The organism is Streptomyces sp. NBC_01257 (assembly GCF_035917255.1).
GTDB lineage: Bacteria > Actinomycetota > Actinomycetes > Streptomycetales > Streptomycetaceae > Streptomyces.
Genome location: NZ_CP108472.1, coordinates 892,354 through 911,832, shown reverse-complemented (window position 1 = coordinate 911,832; position 19,479 = coordinate 892,354). Strand labels below are relative to the sequence as shown.

At 72.9% G+C, this 19,479-nt stretch carries 22 protein-coding genes; 10 read left to right on the top strand and 12 right to left on the bottom strand.

What is annotated here, in order from left to right:
* Positions 1 to 8: 8 nt before the first annotated feature.
* Positions 9 to 1,103 (bottom strand): alpha/beta hydrolase-fold protein, encoded by a 1,095-nt coding sequence (locus OG408_RS04070; protein ID WP_266775473.1) that lies wholly within the window; start codon positions 1,101 to 1,103, stop codon positions 9 to 11.
* A 149-nt stretch (positions 1,104 to 1,252) separates the two neighbouring features.
* Here OG408_RS04070 and OG408_RS04065 point away from each other — a divergent pair, with 149 nt between their 5' ends.
* The gene (locus OG408_RS04065; RefSeq protein WP_266775471.1) at positions 1,253 to 1,465 is read left to right on the top strand and encodes an MbtH family protein; all 213 of its coding nucleotides are present in this window, start codon (positions 1,253 to 1,255) and stop codon (positions 1,463 to 1,465) included.
* Positions 1,466 to 1,556: 91 nt separating this feature from the next.
* The gene (locus OG408_RS04060; protein WP_326668249.1) at positions 1,557 to 2,078 is read left to right on the top strand and encodes a GNAT family N-acetyltransferase; all 522 of its coding nucleotides are present in this window, start codon (positions 1,557 to 1,559) and stop codon (positions 2,076 to 2,078) included.
* 71 nt (positions 2,079 to 2,149) lie between these two features.
* Here OG408_RS04060 and argB read toward each other — a convergent pair whose 3' ends face one another.
* The gene (gene argB / locus OG408_RS04055; RefSeq protein ID WP_266775467.1) at positions 2,150 to 3,001 is read right to left on the bottom strand and encodes an acetylglutamate kinase; all 852 of its coding nucleotides are present in this window, start codon (positions 2,999 to 3,001) and stop codon (positions 2,150 to 2,152) included.
* Between the two features lie 149 nt (positions 3,002 to 3,150).
* Between argB and OG408_RS04050 the strand changes: the two genes are divergently transcribed.
* Positions 3,151 to 3,573 (top strand): SgcJ/EcaC family oxidoreductase, encoded by a 423-nt coding sequence (locus OG408_RS04050; RefSeq protein WP_326668247.1) that lies wholly within the window; start codon positions 3,151 to 3,153, stop codon positions 3,571 to 3,573.
* 21 nt (positions 3,574 to 3,594) lie between these two features.
* On the opposite strand, the gene OG408_RS04045 is transcribed toward OG408_RS04050, so the two are convergent.
* Positions 3,595 to 5,928, bottom strand: a complete 2,334-nt coding sequence (locus tag OG408_RS04045; protein ID WP_326668245.1) for an FdhF/YdeP family oxidoreductase — start codon at positions 5,926 to 5,928, stop codon at positions 3,595 to 3,597.
* A gap of 230 nt (positions 5,929 to 6,158) precedes the next feature.
* Here OG408_RS04045 and OG408_RS04040 point away from each other — a divergent pair, with 230 nt between their 5' ends.
* The 5 genes from OG408_RS04040 (at position 6,159) to OG408_RS04020 (ending at position 10,490) form a co-directional block, all read left to right on the top strand.
* Positions 6,159 to 6,794 (top strand): DUF1345 domain-containing protein, encoded by a 636-nt coding sequence (locus OG408_RS04040; RefSeq protein WP_266785949.1) that lies wholly within the window; start codon positions 6,159 to 6,161, stop codon positions 6,792 to 6,794.
* A 93-nt stretch (positions 6,795 to 6,887) separates the two neighbouring features.
* A complete protein-coding gene (locus OG408_RS04035) occupies positions 6,888 to 7,634 on the top strand; it encodes an IclR family transcriptional regulator (RefSeq protein WP_266775463.1) in 747 nt (248 codons plus the stop codon).
* A 123-nt stretch (positions 7,635 to 7,757) separates the two neighbouring features.
* Positions 7,758 to 8,264 carry a hypothetical protein gene (locus tag OG408_RS04030; protein WP_266775461.1) on the top strand — a complete coding sequence of 169 codons (507 nt, stop codon included), beginning with the start codon at positions 7,758 to 7,760 and terminating at the stop codon, positions 8,262 to 8,264.
* Positions 8,261 to 8,611 (top strand): winged helix-turn-helix domain-containing protein, encoded by a 351-nt coding sequence (locus OG408_RS04025; RefSeq protein ID WP_266775459.1) that lies wholly within the window; start codon positions 8,261 to 8,263, stop codon positions 8,609 to 8,611. Before OG408_RS04030 ends, OG408_RS04025 begins: the two co-directional genes overlap by 4 nt.
* A 115-nt stretch (positions 8,612 to 8,726) precedes the next feature.
* Positions 8,727 to 10,490 (top strand): serine/threonine-protein kinase, encoded by a 1,764-nt coding sequence (locus OG408_RS04020; RefSeq protein ID WP_326668239.1) that lies wholly within the window; start codon positions 8,727 to 8,729, stop codon positions 10,488 to 10,490.
* Between the two features lie 59 nt (positions 10,491 to 10,549).
* On the opposite strand, the gene OG408_RS04015 is transcribed toward OG408_RS04020, so the two are convergent.
* Positions 10,550 to 10,963 carry an organic hydroperoxide resistance protein gene (locus tag OG408_RS04015; protein ID WP_266775455.1) on the bottom strand — a complete coding sequence of 138 codons (414 nt, stop codon included), beginning with the start codon at positions 10,961 to 10,963 and terminating at the stop codon, positions 10,550 to 10,552.
* Positions 10,964 to 11,082: 119 nt separating this feature from the next.
* Here OG408_RS04015 and OG408_RS04010 point away from each other — a divergent pair, with 119 nt between their 5' ends.
* Positions 11,083 to 11,619, top strand: a complete 537-nt coding sequence (locus OG408_RS04010) for a MarR family winged helix-turn-helix transcriptional regulator (RefSeq protein WP_266775453.1) — start codon at positions 11,083 to 11,085, stop codon at positions 11,617 to 11,619.
* 40 nt (positions 11,620 to 11,659) lie between these two features.
* Here OG408_RS04010 and OG408_RS04005 read toward each other — a convergent pair whose 3' ends face one another.
* Positions 11,660 to 12,652, bottom strand: a complete 993-nt coding sequence (locus tag OG408_RS04005) for an aldo/keto reductase (RefSeq protein ID WP_326668235.1) — start codon at positions 12,650 to 12,652, stop codon at positions 11,660 to 11,662.
* A 62-nt stretch (positions 12,653 to 12,714) separates the two neighbouring features.
* The gene (locus OG408_RS04000; protein ID WP_266775451.1) at positions 12,715 to 13,329 is read right to left on the bottom strand and encodes a hypothetical protein; all 615 of its coding nucleotides are present in this window, start codon (positions 13,327 to 13,329) and stop codon (positions 12,715 to 12,717) included.
* Between the two features lie 335 nt (positions 13,330 to 13,664).
* Here OG408_RS04000 and OG408_RS03995 point away from each other — a divergent pair, with 335 nt between their 5' ends.
* Positions 13,665 to 14,690, top strand: coding sequence for a DnaJ C-terminal domain-containing protein (locus tag OG408_RS03995; RefSeq protein ID WP_326668233.1), 1,026 nt, complete (start codon positions 13,665 to 13,667; stop codon positions 14,688 to 14,690).
* Between the two features lie 38 nt (positions 14,691 to 14,728).
* On the opposite strand, the gene OG408_RS03990 is transcribed toward OG408_RS03995, so the two are convergent.
* The 6 genes from OG408_RS03990 to OG408_RS03965 form a co-directional block, all read right to left on the bottom strand.
* Entirely contained in the window at positions 14,729 to 15,076 is a 348-nt protein-coding gene (locus tag OG408_RS03990) for a DoxX family protein (RefSeq protein WP_266775447.1), read from the bottom strand.
* Positions 15,077 to 15,251: 175 nt separating this feature from the next.
* Positions 15,252 to 15,929 carry a class I SAM-dependent methyltransferase gene (locus OG408_RS03985; protein ID WP_285569451.1) on the bottom strand — a complete coding sequence of 226 codons (678 nt, stop codon included), beginning with the start codon at positions 15,927 to 15,929 and terminating at the stop codon, positions 15,252 to 15,254.
* Positions 15,930 to 15,959: 30 nt separating this feature from the next.
* Positions 15,960 to 16,745, bottom strand: a complete 786-nt coding sequence (locus OG408_RS03980; RefSeq protein ID WP_326668232.1) for an SAM-dependent methyltransferase — start codon at positions 16,743 to 16,745, stop codon at positions 15,960 to 15,962.
* 103 nt (positions 16,746 to 16,848) lie between these two features.
* A complete protein-coding gene (locus tag OG408_RS03975; protein WP_326668230.1) occupies positions 16,849 to 17,862 on the bottom strand; it encodes an NAD(P)/FAD-dependent oxidoreductase in 1,014 nt (337 codons plus the stop codon).
* Positions 17,859 to 18,386, bottom strand: a complete 528-nt coding sequence (locus tag OG408_RS03970; RefSeq protein ID WP_266775443.1) for an isoprenylcysteine carboxyl methyltransferase family protein — start codon at positions 18,384 to 18,386, stop codon at positions 17,859 to 17,861. The genes OG408_RS03975 and OG408_RS03970 overlap by 4 nt, the downstream gene beginning before the upstream one ends.
* Before the next feature lie 12 nt (positions 18,387 to 18,398).
* Entirely contained in the window at positions 18,399 to 19,454 is a 1,056-nt protein-coding gene (locus tag OG408_RS03965) for a type III polyketide synthase (RefSeq protein ID WP_266775442.1), read from the bottom strand.
* Between the last annotated feature and the right edge of the window lie 25 nt (positions 19,455 to 19,479).

Below are 19,479 nucleotides of genomic sequence, written 5' to 3'. Positions count from 1 at the left end.
GGCGGCGGTTAACCCAGGGCCCAGGCGACATCCCTGAGCAGCGGGTGCCGCCAGCCGGCGCGGTCGTGGCCGGCGGCCGACCGGGAGATCCGGACCGTCGCCCCGGCCTGCTCGGTCAGGGCCTCGACCGGCTCGCAGTGGGGGAGCATCCGGGTCTCGTGTTCCCCCACGTCGAACGCGATCCGCAGACCGGACAGGTCGGGGCGCTCCCGCAGCCGTGCGGCGACGGTGCCGCCCGTCGGGCCGGCGAAGGGGTCCGGCAGGTCGCCCACGCCGGGGCTCCACCAGAACGACCCCGACTGGCAGGCGACGCGCGAGACCAGCTCCGGGAACTCCAGCGCCGCGTACAGCGCGCTCAGACCGCCCAGGCTCTGCCCGGCGACCACCAGCCGGTCCGGGTCGGCGGGCACACCGGACTCCGCCACCAGGGGCAGCAGTTCGTCCCGGACCGCCTCCCACAGCGCGGGGCGGCACGTGAACTCGCCCGCCCGGTCCTTGGCCGGCAGGAAGACGAGCGTGACGGGGGGCAGGTCGCCGGCCGCCACGGCCGAGTCGAAGGCGGCCGTCGCCGGGTGCAGGTACAGCCAGTCGTCCCCGTCGAGCAGCAGTACCACGGGTCCGCCGCCGCCCACAGGGTGGACGCGCACGGTGCGCCGCCCGCCGAGCCGTTCACTGGCCCAGCGCAGCCGGGTGTCCGGCACGGGCAGCACGTCGTCGGCACCGACCAGGGGCCAGTGCGGCTGGTCGGGCGCGTCCGGGGTCGCGGCGATGGAGCGGTCCAGGCCTGCGCCGGCCGGGTTGAACGGGTCGGCGTACGCCGTGCCGTCCACGAGGAACTGGTAGGTCACCCGCAGCCGTTCGGGCATGGGCACCTCCGCGTACCAGCAGTCGGTGCGGTCCCATCGGTGCAGAGGGATCTCCGGCGACCAGCTCTCGAAGCCGAGGGTCGCGGGGGAGCCGCGCCAGAGAAACAGGGTCACCCAGCCGCCGTCGTCGGCCGGCACCGACGCGGGTGTCCGCGCCGCCGCCCAGAACTCGTCGGACCCGGGTGCGCCGGGCAGGCCGAACGCGGCGAAGGCGTTCTCGGTAGCGGCCGGGGGCATGAACGTCTCCTTGTGAGAGGGGCGGAGAAAAGGCTAAGCTCCATTCGATTAGGGGAGCCTAACCTAAGCTCGGCCTCTCCTTCCATGCACGCTGGACACGCCCGGCGCGGCCGCCACCGGCCCGTCGGACCCAAGGAGGTACTGACACCATGAGCACCAACCCGTTCGACGATCCCGAAGGCCGGTTCCTGGTCCTGGTGAACGGTGAGGGCCAGCACTCGCTGTGGCCGTCCTTCGCGGAGGTGCCCGGAGGCTGGACCGTCGCCTTCGAGGAGAACACCCGGGAGGCGTGCCTGGACTTCGTCGAGGCCAACTGGACGGACCTGCGGCCGCGTTCCCTCGCCGCGTCCATGGACGGCTGACCTCTTCCGGACCGCCCCGCCGCCCGCACTCCGGGCGCCCGGAGTCCCGGTCCGCCGTGCCGTCCGTTCGTGGAACCCAGGAAGGAAAGCGTTGACCACGGCCACGCCGAGTCCCGCCCTCGATCTGCCCGCACTCCGCGTGCCTGCCTCCTCCGTGCGCTTCGGCCGCGCGGAGGACGCCGCCGAACTCGCCGCCCTGTCCCGGCCCTTCGTGCGCTCGGGGGCGCTGCGGGAGCGGCCGGTCCCGCTCTACGCCGCCCGTGCGGCCGACTTCGTGGTGGCCGTGGGCCCCGGAGGGGCGATCGAGGGATGCGTGGGGCTGAGCGTGTACCCGGCCGGTCCGGCGGCGGGCGGTGTGCCCGCGGGTGTGCTGTACAACTTCTGTGTGGCCGGGCACCGGCAGGGACGCGGTGTGGGCGCGGTGCTGCTGCGTACCGCGCTGACGCGGGCGCGCACCCGGTCCCTCGGTGCGCTGTTCACCGCGACGACCGGCGGCGGAAGGCTGTTCCAGCGCTACGGATTCACTCCCGCGGCTGCCCGGCTGGCGCCCCGGGCCTGGGCGGATTCACTGGATCCGCGGCGCGACGCACGCATCCTCGCGAGGGCCGTGTGAAGCGGCGGGGGGCCGTGGCGCCCCGCCCCTGACGCCGCAGGCCGGTCCGCGGCGCGCCCGCGGACCGGGTGTCACACGGTGCTCAGGTCGCGGTCCTGACCGGCGCCGGGCGCGACGGCGACGCCCGGAACCACCGCGGTGCCGGGGCTGTTCTCGCCGAGCGTGCCGCGCAGCACCGCGTGCGGCACCCGGCCGTCGAGCACCTGCGCCCTGGGCACACCGCCGCGCACGGCCCGCAGGCAGCCCTCCATCTTCGGCAGCATCCCGCTCGCCAACCGTGGCAGCAGCTCGTCCAGTTCGTCGGCCGTCAGGCGCTCGATCACGTCGGTGCTGTGCGGCCAGTCCGCGTACAGCCCCGCCACGTCGGTGAGCATGACCAGCCGTTCCGCGTCGAGCGCCACGGCCAGGGCCGATGCCGCGAGGTCCGCGTTGACGTTGTAGACCTGTCCGTCGTCGCCGCGGGCGACGGGGGAGACCACCGGGATGTGCCCCTGTGCCAAAAGGGTGCGCACCATGGCCGGATTCACGTCCACGATGTCCCCGACGAGGCCGATGTCCACCGGGCGGCCGTCCACATGGGCCTGTCTGCGCACCGCCGTCATCGTGTGCGCGTCCTCGCCGGTCATACCGACGGCGAACGGTCCATGGGCGTTGATCTGGCCGACCAGCTCCCGCTGGACGCGGCCGGACAGCACCATGCGGACCACGTCCATGGTCTCGGGCGTGGTCACCCGCAGGCCCGCCTCGAAGCGGGTCTCCAGCCCGAGGCGGTCGAGCATCGCGCTGATCTGCGGCCCGCCCCCGTGCACGACGACCGGCCGCAGGCCCGCGTGCCACAACTCCACGACGTCCTGGGCGAAGAGCCGTTGCAGGCCCGCGTCCACCATGGCGTTGCCGCCGAACTTGACGACGACCGGTCTCATGTCTGTCCACCCCGTTCAGAGAAGTCAGGTTAGCCTAACCTGAATGATCCGCCCGGTGGCGAGCCGCGGGAACCGCGGCCGGATCCGCCCGGACGACTTCACTGAAGGGCCTTGACCTCAAGTCCGCTTGAGATCCCAGAGTGATCTGCATGAACACCGAAACCACAGCCACCGAAGCCACTGCCACCGAAACCGCGGACATCAAGGCCATCGAACTGGTCGTCAGCACGGTCGAAAGGGCCCAGCGGGCCAAGGATGTCGAGGGGTTCCTCGCACTCTTCCACCCCGACGCCCTCTGGACGACGGCCCACGGCAAGGTCCTGATCGGCTTCGACGCGATCGCCGAGTTCACCCGCGCCGTGCTGCCCGCGGCGAGCTGGGACGGCGAGGTCACCTACGAGGCCGCGCACACGCAGTTCCTGCGCCCCGATGTGGCGGCCGTCAAGGTCCGGCAGGTCTACCACGCACCGGAGGGCGCCTCGGAGGGCTCTCCGCTCTACGTCATGACGAAGCAGGACGACGGGCGCTGGCTCCTGCACGCCGGCCAGAACACCGAAGTGCGGGCCGAGTAGCGCCGGACCGGCCCCGCCGGTTCACGCGGCGGGGCCGATGGTCACCTTGACGTGCTTCATGATCGGCTGATCGCTCTGGGTGCTGTAGTCGCCCAGAGCGCACAGCACGTTCATCTCCGGCATGTAACCGGCCGCGCAGCCGCGCGGGATGTCGTACGGGATCGCGGTATAGCCGTTCAGGGACCGCCGGCCGCCGTCCTTCGCGATGCTCGTGATGTCGACCGGACCGAGATCGGCGATGCCGCGTTCGCGCATGTCGGCCCGGTTCATGAAGACGAGCGTGCGCAGGTTCTTGATGCCGCGGTAGCGGTCGTTGTCGGAGTAGATGGTGGTGTTCCACTGGTCGTGGGACCGCATGGTGCCCAGGGCCAGGGTGCCGGCCTCGGGAACGATGTCCGGCAGGGCGGCGGCGGAGAACTCGGCGCGACCCGACGGCGTGAGGAAGACCAGTTCACGGGCGGGCTGCTTGATCCGGAAGCCGAGGGGGAGGCGTACCCGGCGGTTGAAGTCCTCGAAGCCGTCGAGGGCCCGCGCCATGGTGTCCCGGATGCGGTCGTAGTCCTCGACGTACCACTGCCAGGGCGTCGCGCTGTCGGGGAGCGCGGCGCGCGCCATGCCGGCGACGACGGCCGGTTCGGACAGCAGGTGCGGTGAGGCGGGACGCTTCATCCCGACCGACAGGTGGACCATGCTCATCGAGTCCTCGACGGACGTGCTCTGGATCCCCTTGCGCTGATGGTCCTTCTCGGTCCGGCCGAGACAGGGGAGGATCAGGGCCCGGCTGCCGTGGACGATGTGGCTGCGGTTCAGTTTGGTGCTCACCTGGACCGTGAGGTCGCAGGCGCGCAGTGCCTCGTACGTGTACGGGGTGTCGGGTGCGGCGAGGGCGAAGTTGCCGCCCATGGCGACGAACACCTTCACATCACCGCTGTGCATCGCCCGAATGGTGCGCACGGTGTCCAGACCGTGCCGGCGCGGCGGCTCGATGCCGCAGGCCTCCGCCAGCCGGTCGAGGAACGCGTCGGTGGGGCGGTGGTCGATGCCGCACGTGCGGTTGCCCTGCACGTTGCTGTGTCCGCGCACGGGGGAGGGGCCCGCGCCCTCGCGCCCCAGATTGCCGCGGAGCAGCAGCAGGTTGACGATCTCCCGGACCGTGTCCACGCCGTGTTCGTGCTGGGTGAGTCCGAGGCACCAGCTCACGATGGAGCGGTCGGCCTCGCGGTACACGCGCGCCGCTTCGAGGATGTCGGCGCGGCTCAGTCCGGACTGGGTCTCGATCTCCTCCCACGGGGTGGCCTCGCACCGCGTGCGGTACTCCCCGAAACCGGAGGTGTGCCGGTCGATGAACTCCTGGTCCAGCGCCTTGGGATCGGTCGCGGACTGCTCGAGGATCGCCTTGGCCATGCCGCGCAGGAGCGCCATGTCGCCGCCGATGCGCACCTGGAGGTTCAGGGTGCTGGTCCTGGTCGGCTTGAACAGGGCCATGTCCACGAAGTCGTGCGGGACGATGGTGCGGGTGGCGGCGGCCTCGACCAGGGGGTTGACGTGCACGATACTGGCGCCGCGCCGGTGGGCCTCGGCCAGGGCGGTGAGCATCCGCGGAGCGTTGGATGCGGCGTTGACCCCCAGGATGAACAGCGCGTCGGCGGACTCCCAGTCCTTGAGGTCGACGGTCCCCTTCCCCGTACCCAGGGACGCGGTCAGGGCGCGGCCGCTCGCCTCGTGGCACATGTTGGAACAGTCCGGCAGGTTGTTCGTGCCCAGTTCGCGGGCCATCAGCTGGTAGAGGAACGTGGCCTCGTTACCGAGGCGCCCGGAGGTGTAGAACGCCGCCTGATCCGGGTGGTCCAGAGTGCGCAGGGCGGTCCCGACCAGCTCGAACGCGTCCTTCCAGCTGACCGGTACGTAGTGGTCCGACTCGGGGTCGTACACCATCGGTTCGGTCAGCCGGCCCTGGTTCTCCAGCTCGAAGTCGCTCCACCCGGCCAGCTCGGTCACCGAGTGGGCGGCGAAGAACTCGCGACCGACCCGCTTGCGGGTCATCTCCCAGGTGACGTGCTTGATGCCGTTCTCGCAGATGTCCAGATGCAGGCCCTTGGTGTCGTCGGGCCACGCGCAGCCGGGGCAGTCGAAGCCGCCGTTCTCGTGGTTCATCCGCATGATCGCCCGCGGGCCGTCGACCAGTGCGCGCTCACGGACCAGGAACTGGGTCACGCTCCTGGCCGCCCCCCAGCCGGCCGCGGGGTGGTGATAGGGGCGAAACTTCGGCTCCTCGTCCGGGGCGGGCCCCACTTCGGGCTCCCGGGGCTGCCGGCCGTCACCGTTCGCGCTCAAGTTCCTCAGCCCTTCCACCATGGGGGGTGGGTGACAAAACGCTGGTCCCGGGCAGGCTATGCCGGGGGGTCCACCCGCGCCATCCGGCAGCCGGTGCCCCACCGCCCCGGTCCCGTCCCCGTGGCGACGGCCGCGGAATCACGTTCTACTGCCAGCGGGACGACGTTCCCGGTCTCCGCGCGGGTCCGTGTCCGAGGGGAGGCGCCGGAGACCTCACCGAGCAGCCACCGAGGCGGTCGATCGTGAAGCCCATCAGCCACCGGCTGCCGCTGTCCGCCGTTCCCCGGCTCGCCGGTTCGGCGGTCGTCGGCGCGGCGACCGGCGCGGTCGTCGCCCTGCTGACCACCGTCCCGCTGGGCCTGCTCGCCGGTATCGCCGCCGTGGAGACCCTCTTCGTCGTCGCGGGCTGGCTCGTCCTGTGGCCCATGGACGCCGCCACCACCCATCGGAACGCCCGGCGCGAGGAGTTCCGCCCCGTCGTCGAGGAACTCGTCGTCGTCGGCTCCGCCCTGTGCGGACTGGTCGGCATCGTGCTGCTGCTCCTGGTCGACCGGTCGGACCTCACCCACGCGGCGGCCGCGACGGCGCTGTGCGGTGTCTTCATGGCATGGGCCGCACTCCACCTGATGTACGCCACCCGCTACGCGTACCTCTACTACCGGGCGCCGCGGGGCGGGATCGACTTCAATTCCGACGATCCGCCGCGCTACATCGACTTCCTCTACTTCAGCTACAACCTCGGGATGACCTACCAGGTCTCCGACACCAACGTGTCGAGCTCCCCGCTCCGCGCGATCGTCCTGCGGCACTGTCTGCTGTCGTACGTGTTCGGCGCCAGCATCCTGGCCACCACCATCAACCTCGTCGCCGGGATCGTCACGGGCTGACGCACGGAGCCCTCCCCGCCCGCGGGGGCACCCGGGCCGCTCCGTGACCGGGACGCGTTGCCGCTCCGGGGTCCCCGGGTGATGCTTGGGAGCATGGCTGACCACGCACGCCCCGAGCCTGTCGCGGCCGTCAGGCGTGCCCTTCGCCTGCTGGAGGCCGCGGGGGCGCACGGGGACGAGGCCACCGCGGAGCAGCTGGCCCGCGATGCGGGGCTGCCGCTGGTCACGGTCCGTGAGCTGCTGCCCGGGCTGGCCCGGGACGGGTACGTGCGGGAGCTGGACGACGGTACGTTCACCCTGGCCGGGACGGGCGCGGGAGGCGACGGCCAGGGACTGCTGAACCGTGTCCGCCCCGTTCTCACCGCCCTGCGGAACGATCTGTCGGCAGCCGTCTACCTGACCCTGTACGTGGACGGCGAGATCCGGATCATGGAGATAGTCGACAGCGCCCGGACCCCTCGCGTGGACCTCTGGGTGGGCTTCGAGGATGCCGGGCACGCCACCGCCCTGGGCAAGAGCGTGCTGCGCGAACTCGACCCGGAGGCACGTGCCGACTACCTGTCCCGGCACTCCCTGACCGGCCTCACGCCCCGGACCATCACACACCGGCAGGAACTCATCCAGGAGCTCGACACCTCGTCGACCGCGCCGCTCGTCATGGACCGTGAGGAGTACGTCCGCGGCACCACCTGCGTCGCGGTGCCCGTGTACAGCGGCGATCAGGTCGGGTCCCTCGGGATCTCCTTCCGGTCGGACCGGATGTACCGCAGCAGCCACGTCCGGCAGGGACTGCTCTCCTCCGCGATCCGGGTGTCCCAGGGACTCTCGCTCCCCGGCTGAACCACGGGCGCCGACGCGGCACCGGACAGCCGGCGAGCATCCACCGGGCAAGTACTTTCCATACAGGAAAGTACGTGCGAGGATGGCAACACAGGAGTCCCCGGCCCGGAGGTGTCACGTCCCATGCCCGCGCACGAAGGTGCCACGGAGTCCGTCCCCCATGACCTGGAGCCGTCCGCCCGGGCGGCAGCGCGGGCGCTGGGCTCCGTCGACACGGCCAGGGCGGCGCCCGCGGAAGTGCCTCGCCCCTGGTGGTACGGCCTGATGGCCGCGCTCTCCGGCGCGGCCGGGGTCGTCGTGATCGGCAGCGGGGTGACTCATGCGGACCACCCCGCCCTGGTGTGGGCGGGCGCCGTCGTCGTCTGGGGCCTGTCCCTGCTGCTCATGCGCACCCGCACGCTCGCCACCGGAGTGCGGCTGCCGCTCGCGGCCCGCTTCCGGCGCGGCCGTGGGGCCGGAGTTCTTGCGCAACTCGCCGCCGCGGGTGCCGCGTGGGCCGTCTGCCTCCTGTCCGGGGCCGATGGGGGCGTCACCACGGTGGCCGTGGCCGTGGTCGTCGGACTGAGTACGTGGGGCCGGTGCGTCGCACACAACAGCCGGGCCCGACGTGGGATCCGGGGACGCGTATGAGTGTGGACTCCGCCGACCGGGGAACGGGGCCCGCGCTCGACGCGACGATCCACCACCCCAGCCGGCTGGCGGTCGCGGCCTTCCTCTCGGCCTGCGTCGAGGCCGACTTCGCGGCAGTCAGAGATCACTGCGGGCTCTCGGATTCGGCGCTGAGCAAGATCTCCACGGCTCTGGAGGGGGCCGGCTACCTCCACATCCGCAAGGGGCACGTCGGCCGGCGTCCCCGTACCTGGCTCTCCCTCACGCAGGCGGGCCGGGATGCGCTGGGCCGTCATGTCGCCGCGCTCCAGGCGATCGCCGACTCGGCCCGTACCGCGGGCGGGTCGGTGCACGACTCCGCTCCCTGATCCGGGGTCGGCCCGGGACCGTGCCGCGATGGGTCTCCGGGGACATCGACCGGAACGGACACCGGAGTTGTGGCCTGCCGGTCCCTCGCGCGGGCGGATGTGGCACAGTCGGGCCGTGGATGCTCTGAGGCCTTCGGACCCCGCGCGAATAGGCGCCTACCAGCTGCTGGCCCGCCTCGGCGCGGGCGGCATGGGAAGGGTGTATCTCGGCCGGTCACCCGGCGGGCGGCTGGTGGCGGTGAAGGTCATCCGCGACGAGATCAGTGACCATCCCGAAGCGCTGGCCCGGTTCAGGCGGGAGGCCGCGACCGTCGAGACGGTACGCAGCGCCTACACGGCCCAGTTGATCGAGGCCGCGCTCGACGCGTCCCCGTACTGGCTGGCCACCGAGTACGTCGCCGGGCCCACCCTGCGGGGCGCCGTGGGCGCGAGCGGCCCGTTCCCGCCGGACAGTGCGCTGCGGCTGCTCGCGGCGCTCGCCGAGGGGCTGGCCGCCGTGCATGCCCACGGCGTCACGCACCGGGACCTGAAGCCGCAGAACGTCATCCTCTCGCCGCAGGGGCCGCAGCTCATCGACTTCGGGATCGCGCGGGGGCTGGAGCAGACGATCCTCACCCGGGAGGGGGCGACGTCGGGGACGCCCGGATACACGGCGCCCGAGGTGCTGCTGCGCAACGAGGTGGGCCCGGCGGCGGACGTCTTCGCCCTGGGCGCGACCCTCGCGTACGCGTTGACGGGGCGGCCCCCGTACGGAGCCGGTGATGCGGCGTCCGTGAACTACCGGACCGTCTACGAGGACATCGACCTGGACGGCGTACGGCCGGAGGCCGCCGCACTGATCCGCGGGTGTGTCGCCAAGGACCCGGCGCGGCGGCCGGACCCGGCCGCCGTCATCGCCGGATGCGCGGTGGACTCACCGCTGGCCTCGGACCCGCACTACCGTGCCGTGGCCCGGGCCGCCGATCCCGTGCCCGTGTCACCGGACGAGCGGACGCGGCCCGTCCCCTCCGGCGAGCGGCGCCGATGGGAATCCGGAACGGACGTCCTGCCGGCCACCGGGACCGGGCCCCGCACGAGGCTGGGGAGCGAGGGGCCGTCCGGCTCGCCGGCGTCCGGCACCACGGCACCCTCCGACGGCCCGGACGAGCGGAGCCGTCCCGGCCGGGCCCCGCGGAACAAGACCTGGCTCGCCGTGTGCGCGGTGGCCGCGGCCGTCCCGCTGACGGTCTGGCTGCTCCCCGGATCGGGCAGTGAGGACGACGCGTCGGCCACGCCCGGGACCACCCGGTCCGGACGGCCTGTGGTGTCGAGTCCGGCCGGCAAGGGCCCGGACGGTGGGAAGAAGTCCGCCGGGCCGCCGGACCACATCCTCAACGACCGTGTCTCGCACGACCGCTGGACCCTGTCGGAGGACTCCGAGCAGGCCGCATTTCTCAGCGGCGACTGCGACGGCGCCTTTCCCGACGTCACACCGCCCGACGGCCTGAGGTCCTCCGTTTCCCACACCACCGGCTCGGACACCGCGACGGTGTCGATGCGGCCCGAGGGCGCGGGGGAGGGGAAGAGGCCGGAGCCGTACTACGTATCCGTCGGCGTCCGGCCCCCGCACGAGACCGACCGCGCCACCGGCCGGCCGCTCACCACCGTCAGCAAGGGCATCGGCTTCACCAGCAAGCCGGTCGACCTCTACGCGCACTGGACCTCCGGCGGCACGGTCAAGCTCCGCTACCCCCAGGACTTCCGGGCCCACTTCGGTGAACGGGCCGTCGACGCGATCCCGGTGGGGGACGACCGCGGCGACTGGACCGTCGTGATCTACCACGTCGAGGGCGGGCCGTCGGACTACACGTCCGTCGTCTGCAACGGCTTCCACGCCTGACGCACGGCGGGCCCCGGAGCGCGTGCTCCGGGGCGGGCGCCGGTCCTTCCGTGGATCGGCTACTCGACGACGAGCTCGACCGGGATGTTGCCGCGGGTGGCGTTCGAGTACGGGCAGACCTGGTGGGCCTGCTCGACGAGCTTGCGGCCGGTCGCCTCGTCGACGGACTCGGGCAGTTCCACCCGCAGCGTGACCGCGAGACCGAAGCCCTCGCCCTGCTTGCCGATGCCGACCTCGCCCGTGACGGCGGCATCGCTGACATCGACCTTGGCCTGACGGCCCACGAGGCCCAGGGCGCTCGCGAAGCACGCCGCGTATCCGGCGGCGAACAGCTGCTCCGGGTTGGTGCCCTGGCCGTTGCCGCCCATCTCCACGGGGACGGCCAGCTGGAGATCGAGCTTGCCGTCGCTGCTCACGGCGCGGCCGTCGCGGCCGTGGGTGGCGGTGGCGACGGCGGTGTAGATCGTGTCCATGGAAACCGGTCCTCTCGAAGGTCATGTTCCGGCGGCGATGTCCGGCCGCTTCCCCTGAAGTGAAGCACACAATTAAGTTGTGCACAATCAAATCGGGTGCGCGGCGTTATGCTGAGTCCATGACCGCCACGCCCAGCCCCGCCCGCACGGCCCCGGCCTCGTCCGGGGCCGACTACCTCCGCCTGGACCAGCAGATCTGCTTCTCCCTGAACGCCGCGTCGCGCGCCTTCGGGAGTGTCTACCGGGTGCTCCTCAAGGACCTGGGGCTCACCTACCCCCAGTACCTGGTGATGCTGGTGCTCTGGGAGCACGGCGAGCTGCCCGTGAAGACGCTCGGTCAGCACCTGCGGCTCGACTCCGGCACGCTCTCGCCCCTGCTGAAGCGGCTGGAGGCGGCCGGTCTGGTGCGCCGCGAGCGGAGCGCCCGGGACGAGCGCTCGGTGCACGCGCACCTCACGGACGAGGGCACGGCGCTGCGCGAGCGGGCCCTGCTCGTGCCCCGCCGGATCGCCGCCGCGACCGGCTTCGAGCTCGACGAGATCAGCGAACTCCGGGACCGGCTGAACCGGCTCACCGCGGCGCTGGACGCGTCGGAGCTGGATTCGTCGGAGCTGGACGAGGGACCGGACGGCGTCGGCGGCGGCGCCGCGAAGTAGCGCCACCCTTCCCGCACCGGCCGGCCCCGGGGCGCCCGGCCTATCGCCCGAGCAGCTTCCCGATCTCCGCCAGCTGTTCAGCCGACAGCGGTCCGTACGCCACCGCCCCCGCGTTCTCCTCCGCCTGGGCGACGGTGCGGAAGCCCGGGATCGGCACGGTCCGCGGGCTGCGCGCCCACAGCCAGGCGAGTGCGCCCTGCGCGAGCGTGCGCCCCTGCGACATGAGGATCTCCCGCACGGCCTCGACCCGGGCGAGCCACTGGGGCGACGGGACCCCACCCGCGTCGAACCAGTCGAGCCACGGGGGCGGCGTGGCCCGGATGTCACCGGCGGCGCTCCTGCTCAGCGGCCCGTACTTTCCCGTGAGAAGGCCCATCGCGAGCGGACCGCGATTGATGCTCGCCAGCTCCTCCCGCTCACAGAACTCCACCATCTCCGGGGCGTCCACCAGGACGTTCAGCCCGTGCTGCACGGCGGCGCAGTGCGGACCCCGCGCGAAGACCGCCGCGCGGGCCGGATCGTCCGTGCTCCAGCCGTACGCCCGGATCAGCCCTTCCCGTACGAAGCCCTCACAGGCCTCCCGCAGCAGTGCCGCCCGCTCCGGATCGGCGTCCCCGAGGTGCAGCTGCCACAGGTCCACGTAGTCGGTGCCGAGCCGCCGCAGCGAGGCCAGCAGTGCCGCACGGGCGTACCCCACGCTGTCGTCCCCGCCGGTCATCACCTTCTGCCGCTCGTCGAAGACGTTCCCCCACTTCGTGGCGATCACCGCCTCCGCGCGCCGCCCCCGCAACGCCCGGCCGAGCAGCCGCTCGCTGTGCCCGGCCCCGTACACGTCCGCCGTGTCGAAGAACGTCACGCCCAGTTCCAGCGCCCGCCGCACCGCCGCGACGGACTCCTCGTCGTCCGTCCTCCCCCAGCCCAGCGGCGCCCCGGCCGGGTCCGTCCACTCACCGCCGATGGCCCAGCAGCCGAATCCCAGCGCGCCGGCCCGGATGCCGCTGCGCCCCAACGTCCTGTTCTCCAAGGTCTCCATGGCCGGGAACGCTAGGTGTTGAAGCGCACGCGAGGGCAAGGGCGTCGGGCGGCCCGGCCGGATCAGGCGGCGTACGCGCTGACCGCCAGCGTCGCGGACAGCACCTTCCACAGGACCCAGGCGCCCGCCCGGCCGGCCGCGCCGCAGAGCGCCCCCTCCGTGCACCACGTCGGCCGGTCCTGCCAGGCGCTGACGTCCAGATAGTGGAATCCGAGCGAACGCGTGAACGCGAAGCGGATGTGCAGCCCCTCGCCCAGGCCGTGACCGGGCAGCGTCGCGATCCGCAGCTCGTCGGCACCGACGGCCTCGACCCGGACCGGGTTGCCGCCCAGCAGATCGCACTCGTCACCCGGCTCGATCCTGGCCGGGCACGCGCCGCTCACCGGGAACAGCCAGAAGTTGTCGGTGAGCTGCCGGCGTACGTCGTGGGCGCTGGTGAACGGGTGAAAGCCCGTCGAGTAGCTGTACCGGTACAGCCACTCCACGGTGCCCCCGCACGACGCGGGGGAGTCGCCGCAGTGCGCGCGGACGGCGTCGCCGCCACGCCGGAGCAGGGGAGTGCCGGCGTGCGAAGACGGTGTCAGGACGGCGAACACGAGCAGGACCGTGAACAGGAGGGCCGACGCGCGGCCGGCCGCCGTACGGGTGAGTGCCGCCGCGGACCGCGATCGCGGCACACGGCTTCGGCCAACCGTCCCGCGGCCGGAGATACGGGAGACACGGCGTCGAGCGCGGCTCGCCTTCCGCATCAGCACCTCCCGGAGCGCGGTATGCGCCACATGGAAGCTATGTCCTCGTGCGGGGTTCGGCATCTCGGCGGCCGGAAACGGTCCACCGGGGCGGGCCCGGCCGGGCCCGCCCTTGGCTTCGGACAGGTGCAACTGCCATACAGGTGTCGTGCGTCAGTACGGACATGCCCGCGTACGAGCGCGGCGCAGCACCCGGTCGTTGCCGGGCGGATGGCGGGGCGCGCAGAACGGCTGGGGGAGCGATGGCGAGGAGCACGGCGCGGGTGAGGTGCCTCGGGGCCCTCTTCGTCGGATCGGTGATCCTCGTCTGGGGACTCGCCACGTTCTTCGGCGGCCCCGTCGAGTGCGGCGACGGCGGAGTGATCCACGGGGACTCCTGTGTCACCCCCACCCGTGCCGTCACGCAGGACGACATGGACGACGCGCGGCGCCTCCGGCACGTTCTGGGCGGGGTGGGCATCGCTGTCGGCCCGTTGCTCTTCCTCGGCGTCTGCGGGTTCGCACTCAGGGAGAGCCGGGCGAGGCGGCCGGCGCGCGCCCGGGTGTCGCTGACCCCGGAGCAGGCCGAAGGGGGCGGCACTGTGCCAGTCGACTACCGGGTGCGGGCCCGCTGCCCGCACTGCGACGGCCGCGGGGTGCGCACCGTGGGCGCGGGACGAAGGTGCGCGCGGTGCCGGGGCACCGGGCTGACCCGGCGCGGTCCCCGGAGCGTCACCGTGCGCATCCCCGTCGGGGTCCGGCACGGGAGCACCTTGAGGATTCGCGGCCGGGGCACGCCGGGGAAGGGCGGCGCACCGTCGGGGGACCTGCTCCTCACCGTACTGATCGCCGGACCGCCGGCACGGCCGGGCACCAGCGCCGCACCGCCCCGGCAGCGGACGGGCTCCGCACCGCCGCGCCCGGGGACCGCCGCCGCCCCGCCCGGAGGCCCCGCCACCATCGAGGCCGGCGGCATCCGTATCACCGCGGGCCCGGATTCCGTCACGGTCCGGGAGGAACGGCGGTCGCCCGGCGGCCGCATCACGTGGGTGACCACGCACGAACTGCGCTGGCCGGACATCGCACTGCTGGTGTTCGACAGCGACCGGCACGATCCGGCCGTGGCCCTGTACGCGATACCCGCGGACGCGGCCGGCGCCGGCCGGGGGAGGCACCACCTGGCCGACGACCGGAGGTTCACCGCCGCGGACTGGGACACACTCGCGGCCGGGATCGCCCGCCACAGCCACGGGCGCGTGAGACTGGACCTCGCCTCCCGCAACGCCCCGGGGGGCCTGCGTGACGGCTGAACCGGCCGCGGTCCCGCGGCCCGGCGCGGCCCGGAGGCTCAGGCCGCGAGCCCCAGGACCATGGCCCCGACGACCGGCGCCGCGTACACCAGCGGGAACGGGATGTGGGTGTACCAGCGGGCCCGGATCACGGTGACGACCGCACCGGCGAAGTACAGCACCAGACCGGCCCCCGCCAGCATGCCGACCACCGGGACGAACAGTCCGGCGACCAGGCCCACGGCCCCGGCTGCCTTGGCCGCGCCCAGCCAGGTCCACCAGGAGCGGGGGACGCTGTAGTCGGTCAGGGCCTGGACGACCCACTGGGCGCGGAAGAGCAGGGCGCCGGCCGAGTATCCGGCCATGGCGGCAGCGACGAGAGTGACGACGACGTGGGCGACGGACATGGTGAAGGCTCCTCATCGGACGGTGCCGGAGTGTTCTCGCGCCGGCCGCGGTGGCCGGTCCGGCACTGCATCGACACGCCCCGACGGAGAAACGTGACACGTCCGCGAAAAATCTTTCTCCCGCTCGTCCGCACCCCTCGGGGCAGGGTGTCGCGCCCGCTCGCGCGGCGACCCGTCAGTGCCGCCGCGCCAGCAGGAACAGATGCGGCTCCGGCACCCCCGCCGGATGGGTGGGGGTGAACAGGGTGCTCTCCCGCTCCAGAACGGTGAACCCCGCCTCCGTCACCACATCGGCGAACGCGTCCTCACCGAAGCTGGTCACCCGTACCGGCTGACCCATGAACACGCCGCTCACCCCCTCCAGGTCCAACGGCACGGTCGCCACCGCCAGATGCCCGCCCGGCCGCAGTGCGCGTGCGGACCGGTGCAGGACATCCCGCTGCTCGGCACGCGACAGCTGGAGGAGTGAGAAGTACACGCACACCGCGTCGAAAGACGCTTCCTCCAGGTGGAGTTCGCGGATGTCGGCGCAACGGAACTCCGCCCCGGGCACCTGCCGGGACGCGATGTCCACCATGACCGGGGAGACATCGACGCCCAGCACCTCGTGGCCGGCGTCCGCCAGCGTCCGCGCGGTCGGCCGCCCCGTGCCGCTGCCGACGTCCAGCACCCGGCTGCCCGGTGCGATCCGCTCCAACAGGCTTTCCAGCGAGGCGCGATGAGCGGCCGAACCGCCGAACGCCCGCTCGTAGTCGGCTCCGAGAGCGTCGAACACCGAAGCAGCGGTGGGATCCTGCCCCGTCCCGCCGGGCCCCGACGGGCCCTGGTCCGGCTGGCCCTGCTCCTCATCCATGGCGGAATCCCTTCCTCTGCGCCTGTCCGGCTACGGGACGCGGGCGACGGCCACGTACAGGCCACTGTGCTCGGGCTCCGGCGCCGTCGTGCCGCGGAACCACTCGGGGGCGGTCACCAGGCCGGGCTCGGCGAGCTCCAGGCCGTCGAGGAACCGGGCGAACTCGGTGCGGGTGCGCAGCGCCAGCTGGATGCCGCCCTTGTCGTACTCGTCGGCACCCTGCTGTCCCCGCTCCGGGTTGACGTCGGACGCGCCCTGGGACAGCACCACGTAGCTGCCCGGCGACATCTCGTCCGTCAGTGTGCGGACGATCCCGATCGGATCGGCCGCGTCGGGCAGGAAGTGCAGCAGGCCGAGCATGGAGAGGGCGACGGGGCGGCGGAAGTCCAGGATCTTGTGGGCCGCCTCGATGATGCTGTCCGGCTCACGGACGTCCGCCGGAATGTAGTCCGTGGCACCCTCCGGCCGGCTGATCAGCAGCGCCTCGGCATGACGCAGAACGATCGGATCGTTGTCGCAGTAGACCACCCGCGAGGCCGGGTTGATCTCCTGCGCGATCTGGTGAAGGTTCGGCGCGGTCGGAATGCCGGTGCCGATGTCCAGGAACTGGTCGACGCCCTCACCGGCCAGCCATGCCGTGGCGCGGTTCATGAACGCGCGGTTCTGCCGGGCGCCGATCTTCGCCTCGACGGGCAGCTGTTCCGCCACGGCCTGGTCGACGGGGTAGTTGTCCTTGCCCCCGAGGAGCGCGTCGTAGACGCGCGCCGACTGCGGCCTGCTGGTGTCTATGGGGGGCTGGGACGTCCCGGTCGTCATGGCGAACTCCGTTGCTGATGAGAGTGAGAACCGCTCCTCCGGCGCAGTCTGCCACAGCAACTCCATGATGATCACGCGCCGTTGGCGGAGGCACGGCAGCCGCCTACTGGAGCGCGCGGACCGCCGCGCCGAACAGGGCCGGGGCCCGGTGCGCCACGGGCACGATCAGCCGTGCGGTGGCGGGCCGCCGCGCCAGCGACAACAGGCCGCAGGTCAGCAGACGATGACGCCGGGTCACCCGCGCCCACCGGTCCGGGTAGTCCTGCGGGCGGCCCGCGGCCAGCGAGTCCACCGCCGCACCGGCCGTCGCCACCGCCAGCGCGACCCCCTCGCCGGTCAGCGCGTCCACGTACCCCGCGGCGTCACCGACCAGCAGCACCCGCCCGGCCCGCTGGGTCCGCGCCCGCCGGCGCAGGGGGCCGGCACCCCGCACGGGACCGGCGTCCCGGCCGAGAAGTCCGGCGGCGAGACGGGGGAAGGCGGCCAGCTGGCTCTCGTACGCGAGACGCTCCCCGCTCAGCACGGCCACCCCCACCAGCCCGTCCGCGAGCGGCGTCACATACGCCTCACCGTGCCGGGACCAGTGGACCTCCACGAACTCCGTCCACGGGGCGATCCGGTAGTGCCGTCGCTGCCCGTACCGGCGCACGGCGCTGCCGGGCCCGTCCAGGCCGAGTCCGCGGCGGACGGGCGAGTGCAGTCCGTCGGCGGCGATCAGCCAGCGGGCGGTCAGCCCGCAGGCCTCGATCCGGTCGTCGCTCTGCCGCACCTCCGTGACCTTGCCCGGCACGATCCGGACGCCGAGCTCCAGCGCCCGCGCGTGCAGCGCCGAGTGCAGCGCGGTCCGCCGCACACCGAGCCCCGGCCGGCCGCGGAACGCCGCTTCCGCCCTCCGCGCCCCTGCCACGTAACGGATACCGCGCAGCGGGCGGCCCGGCACCTCGACGCCCAGGGCGCGCAGGGCCGCCACCCCGCTGGGCATGATGCCCTCGCCGCAGGCCTTGTCGATGGGGGCCGTACGCGGTTCCACGACGACCGCCTCCATGCCGAGAGCGGCCGCCCGGATGGCCGCGGCGAGTCCGGCCGGGCCGCCGCCCGCGATCAGGAGATCGATCACGCCGGCACACCCGCCGCCGGTGCCGAGGCGAGCGCCGCGTCCTCGCACCGGATGCGTACGGCCATGAGCGCCGCGTTGAGCACGGTGAAGACCACCGCGGTCACCCACGCGCCGTGCACGAGCGGCAGGGCGAGCCCCTCGGCGGCGACGGCCACGTAGTTGGGGTGGCGCATCAGCCGGTACGGACCGCCCGTCACCAGCGGCAGTCCCGGGACGACGATGACGCGGGTGTTCCACCGCGGCCCGAGCGTACGGATGCACCACCAGCGCAGCGCCTGCGCGGCGATCACCACGGCCGTCATCGTCCAGCCGAGCAGGGGCACGAACGGCCGGTCCGCCAGTCCCGCCTCGACGAGACAGCCCGCCAGCAGCGCCGTGTGCAGGGCGACCATGGCCGGGTAGTGGCCGCGGCCCGACTCGGTCCCGCCCCTGGCCAGCGCCCAGCGGGTGTGGCGCAGGGCGACGACGAGTTCGGCGAGGCGCTCGCCGGCCACGGCCAGCACCAGTGCGGTGTACCAGATCATGTGTCCTCCGACCTACCAGCGCAGCAGCACGAGTTCGCAGCAGAAGCCGGGGCCCATGGCCAGCAGCAGGCCAGGTGAACCCGGTTCGGGACGCCGCTGCTCCAGCGTGTCCCGCAGGACGTGGAGCACCGAGGACGAGGACAGGTTCCCCACCTCGGCCAGCGAGCGCCAGGTGACGTCGAGCGCGCCGTCGGGGAGCGAGAGCACGTCGCTGACGGCCTCCAGGACCTTGGGCCCTCCCGGGTGGCACACCCAGTGGGCCACGTCCTTCGGCTTGAGCCCGTGCTCGGCCAGGAACTCCCGCACGTCGTCCGCCAGATAGCGGCGCACGACATCGGGGACACCCGGATCGAGCACCACCTTGAAGCCGGAGTCGCGGATGTCCCAGCCCATCACGTGCTCGGTGTCCGGATACATCCGGCTGCGGGTCGCCACCACCTCGGGCCCGGCCGCGGGCGCCCGCCCCTCACCCAGCGCCACCACGGCGGCCGCGCCGTCCCCGAACAGCGCGGTCGCCACGAGATTGGCGGGCGTCGCGTCCCGGCGCTGGAACGTGAGGGAGCACAGCTCGACCGAGAGCAGCACCGCCACGTCGTCGGGCCGGCCGAGCAGATAGTCGTGCAGCCTGGCCACCCCCGCCGCGCCGGCGACGCAGCCGAGCCCGAAGACCGGCAGCCGCTTCACATCGGGGCGCATGCCGAGCCGTCCCACCAGCCGGGCGTCGACGGACGGGGCGGCCACCCCGGTGACGGAGGTGAACATCAGCAGGTCCACGTCGGTGGGCCGCAGCCCCGCCGTCCGCAGCGCCCCGCGCAGCGCCTCGGCGCCCATGTCCACCGCCGAGCGGATGAACACGTCGTTCGCGTCACCGAAACCGTCCAGCTCCGCGTAGCGCTCCAACGGCAGCACCATGTTCCGGGTGCGCACCCGGGCGTTCTCGTGCAGACGGTCCAGGACTCGCCGGTCCGCCCCCGGCGGCAGGCAGGTGCGGGCCACCATGTCGGTGACCTCGCGCTGGGTGTGGCGGTACGGGGCCGGCGTGCCGTGCACGGCTGCGAGCCGGGTCATGCAGAGTCCTGCTGCGGAGGCGTCA